The organism is Candidatus Symbiopectobacterium sp., from assembly GCF_020054415.1.
Lineage (GTDB): Bacteria > Pseudomonadota > Gammaproteobacteria > Enterobacterales > Enterobacteriaceae > Symbiopectobacterium.
This window is the reverse complement of the sequence record NZ_JAHWCO010000600.1, coordinates 1-3460: the sequence shown is the minus strand read 5'-3', so window position 1 is coordinate 3460 and position 3460 is coordinate 1. Positions and strand designations below refer to the sequence as shown.

Below are 3460 nucleotides of genomic sequence, written 5' to 3'. Positions count from 1 at the left end.
TGGCCACTTTTGCCATAACCGTGTTTTTTCACAGGAGATGTCTGTTCACAAAACGGCCATCTTACATCAACTTTAGCCACTGTATTCCACATCCAAAACCGGACATTTCACACTGCAATCAACATATTGAATACACGACCCACTGATAAGAATACTGAGGATGAAACCATGAAAATGAAGTTCATACCCATTGTTGTGGCAAGCCTTTTCGCTGTGGGTCTTCACGCTGCCGATGGTGCCATCAAAGACGGTACATACCGCGCTGAAACCGTTAATTTCGATGATAAAGGGTGGAAACCGTTTGTAGAAGTGACTTACAAAGACGGAAAGATTGCCGCCGTAAAATTTGACTACAACAGCCAAAAAGACGGTCATCTGAAAACCACTGATGTGGAATACAATAAGAAGATGAAGGCTGCAACAGGTGCGAACCCAGAGGAGTATACAGTCAAACTGGCTCAAGGATTGGTTGAAAAACAAAATCCGGAAAACGTTGATGGTGTAACTGGTGCCACCCACTCCAGCGAAGATTTTGTCGTGCTGGCGAATGCGGCAATTGCCAATGCAAAAGCAGGCAAGACCGACGTAGCGAAAGTCGAATAATACCTCAGTGCACTTCATCGCCGGCGTTTACATGATGACACCGGCGATGAGAAGAAAACCCGCTTAATACTGCTATTCTTTCACGCCATGCGCCAGCATTTCAGCCGCTTTACGACGCTGAGACAGGTAAAAACCCAGCCAGATAAGGCCCACCCAAACCGGGATTAACAACACAGAAATCCGGATACCTGGAGTCATTAGCATGATAACCAGAATGGCAGCCAGGAAAAGTAAACACAGGTAGTTGCCATATGGATAGAAAATCGCCTTGAAATGGGTCACTACGCCGCGCTGGTCCATCGCGCGGCGAAAACGCAGATGCGCCACACAAATCATGATCCAGTTAATCACCAGCGTTGATACCACCAACGCCATCAGGAGCTCAAAGGCCTTGCCGGGCATAACATAGTTAATCAGCACACCAATCGAGGTCGCCAGCGCAGAAAGCGCAATGGACCGGACTGGTACACCGCGCCCATTGACGCGGGACAACCAACGTGGCGCATTCCCCTGAGTGGCAAGGCCAAATAACATGCGGCTGTTGCAATAGACCCCACTGTTGTATACCGACAACGCAGCAGTCAACACCACCATGTTCAGCACATTGGCGATAGCGTTGCTGTCTAGGGCATGGAAAATCATCACAAACGGGCTGCCGCCTCTGACCACGTTCTGCCATGGATAAAGCGACAGCAGGATACCGAGCGAGCCAATATAAAAGATCAGAATGCGATAGACGACCTGATTAGTCGCTTGCGGGATAGAACGCTTAGGATCGGCGGCTTCAGCGGCAGTGATCCCGACCAGTTCCAATCCACCGAAAGAGAACATGATCACCGCCATCGCCATTACCAGACTACTGATGCCGTGCGGGAAAAAGCCGCCATGCTGCAACAGGTTGCATACCGTAGCCTGCTCTCCCCCCTGCCCGCTTAGCAGTAACCAGGCACCAAATCCAATCATGCCAAGGATAGCCAGGACTTTGATGATGGCAAACCAGAACTCGGTTTCACCATACACCTTCACATTCACCAGGTTGATGGCATTGATCAGTATAAAAAATACCGCCGCTGATACCCACGTGGGCACATCAGGCCACCAATATTGAATGTAGATCCCGACGGCAGTGAGTTCAGCCATGCCAACCAGGATAAACATTGCCCAGTAGTTCCAACCTGCGAGGAAACCGGCAAAGCTGCCCCAATATTTATAGGCAAAGTGGCTGAAAGACCCTGCAACCGGCTCCTCAACCACCATTTCGCCCAACTGGCGCATGATCAGAAAAGCAATAATACCCGCGACACCGTATCCCAACAGCACGGAAGGTCCCGCCATCTGAATGGTCTGCGAGATCCCTAAAAACAGCCCTGTCCCTATCGCACCGCCTAAAGCGATTAGTTGAATATGGCGATTCTTTAATCCCCGTTTTAATACCAGCTCACTCTCTACTGCCATGTTGTATTCACTTTTCCATTTGCTGTTTTTGATTATTATACGCACATCGTCGTGTTGGTTACCTGCGCTATGTAGAAGCAATGCAGACGAGCGCCCAAGCTATTGCAGTCAGTCTCAGCGCTCGTTAATAACGTTGAACGCATCAAATTCTGGTGCGGATGCTGCCGATGGATGCAACACGGTTTCAGGCTCAGATGGCGTAACATCCGCAGTGGCAGGCGCTAACGACTGAAGCAACGCGGTTTGAATACGTTGCTGTTCCAAAATTTCTTGCAGCAAGCGGATCTTTTCATTGGCACGGACACTGGCGCGATTAACAAAAAACCATACCAGCGCGGTAAACAGCACCATCGACATGATAAAAACAATCTGTAAAATATTCACAACAACCCCAACTCATACTCTCAACCCAAGCATATCCGAGTCATACTATCACTTCGTAGCCGCCCACGCCTATTACATCCTGCTCATGAACCTTCTTTCAGCCGAGACAGCCTGATAGCTGCGAGCGATTGGACCTGTTTTCCTTCAGTATCGAAGTTACCCTATGCCAGCCAATCGAGAAAATCCAGTTTGCGTTGTGGCCATTCAGTATCCAACAGTGAAAACCAGGCAGTGTCACGCGTACGCCCTTTATAAATGACAGCCTGACGAAATATACCTTCAAAAGTAAAACCCAAACGCAGAGCGGCGCGACGCGACGGTGCATTCAGGCTATCGCACTTCCACTCGTAGCGACGATAGTGCAGTTGTTCGAAGACATAGCCCATCAGCAGAAAATGCGCTTCTGTCGCAAGTGTGGTACGCTTTAATGCAGAGGAAAAAGCGACAGAACCGACTTCGATAACACCGTTGTTCACATCAACGCGCATCAACGAGAATGTGCCCACCGCGTTATCGGTGCGTGTGTCGATAACCACGTAACATTGGGTATCCTGCTGCTGTTCTACCGTGGTCAGATAAGCACGGTACTCGTCCTTGTCACGAAACGGGCCGACAAATCTATGGTCACCCCCATTTTTGCAACACTGATTTTTGACTAATGGTGGGCTTGCTTCAATCTATCCGGCGTCTCTGTGGGCGAGATGCCTGCATATTCGCATCGTGATCGTTCAGTGATTCGCATGACAATCGATCACGATTTCGCATGAAAGGTCGATCACTGATTCGCGTCGTATCGATCACTCCGGGGCTTAACTCTTTTAACCTCCCCTCCATTCGCAGTTTCTACTGAAATGGAGGTAACGATGAAAAAGCAGGGGTCCCATGGAGACTTGTCTTCAGATCTTCAAACTCAAATTTGAGCGCAACCAGTCTAATCGCACCATCGCTGCCGCTCTCAGGGTCAGCCCTTCCACGGTGTATGAGGTACTATCCCGTTTTACCGCCGCATCTCTGTCGT

Annotated in this window: 4 protein-coding genes and 1 pseudogene; 1 reads left to right on the top strand and 4 read right to left on the bottom strand. The window is 49.5% G+C overall.

All coding sequences use genetic code 11. The features are described from left to right. A pseudogene (locus tag QZ506_RS17540) lies at nucleotides 1-80 on the bottom strand (IS1 family transposase); the annotation flags it as partial. An 88-nt stretch (nucleotides 81-168) separates the two neighbouring features. On the opposite strand from QZ506_RS17540, the gene QZ506_RS17535 reads away from it, so the two are divergent. Further along, entirely contained in the window at nucleotides 169-603 is a 435-nt protein-coding gene (locus tag QZ506_RS17535; protein ID WP_291972917.1) for an FMN-binding protein, read from the top strand. Between the two features lie 72 nt (nucleotides 604-675). Here QZ506_RS17535 and QZ506_RS17530 read toward each other — a convergent pair whose 3' ends face one another. The 3 genes from QZ506_RS17530 to QZ506_RS17520 form a co-directional block, all read right to left on the bottom strand. Beyond that, nucleotides 676-2058 (bottom strand): amino acid permease, encoded by a 1383-nt coding sequence (locus QZ506_RS17530; protein WP_291972916.1) that lies wholly within the window; start codon nucleotides 2056-2058, stop codon nucleotides 676-678. A 114-nt stretch (nucleotides 2059-2172) separates the two neighbouring features. After that, nucleotides 2173-2442, bottom strand: coding sequence for a YebO family protein (locus tag QZ506_RS17525; protein ID WP_291972915.1), 270 nt, complete (start codon nucleotides 2440-2442; stop codon nucleotides 2173-2175). A gap of 161 nt (nucleotides 2443-2603) precedes the next feature. Beyond that, nucleotides 2604-3119 carry a GNAT family protein gene (locus QZ506_RS17520; RefSeq protein WP_291972919.1) on the bottom strand — a complete coding sequence of 172 codons (516 nt, stop codon included), beginning with the start codon at nucleotides 3117-3119 and terminating at the stop codon, nucleotides 2604-2606. Nucleotides 3120-3460: the final 341 nt, after the last annotated feature.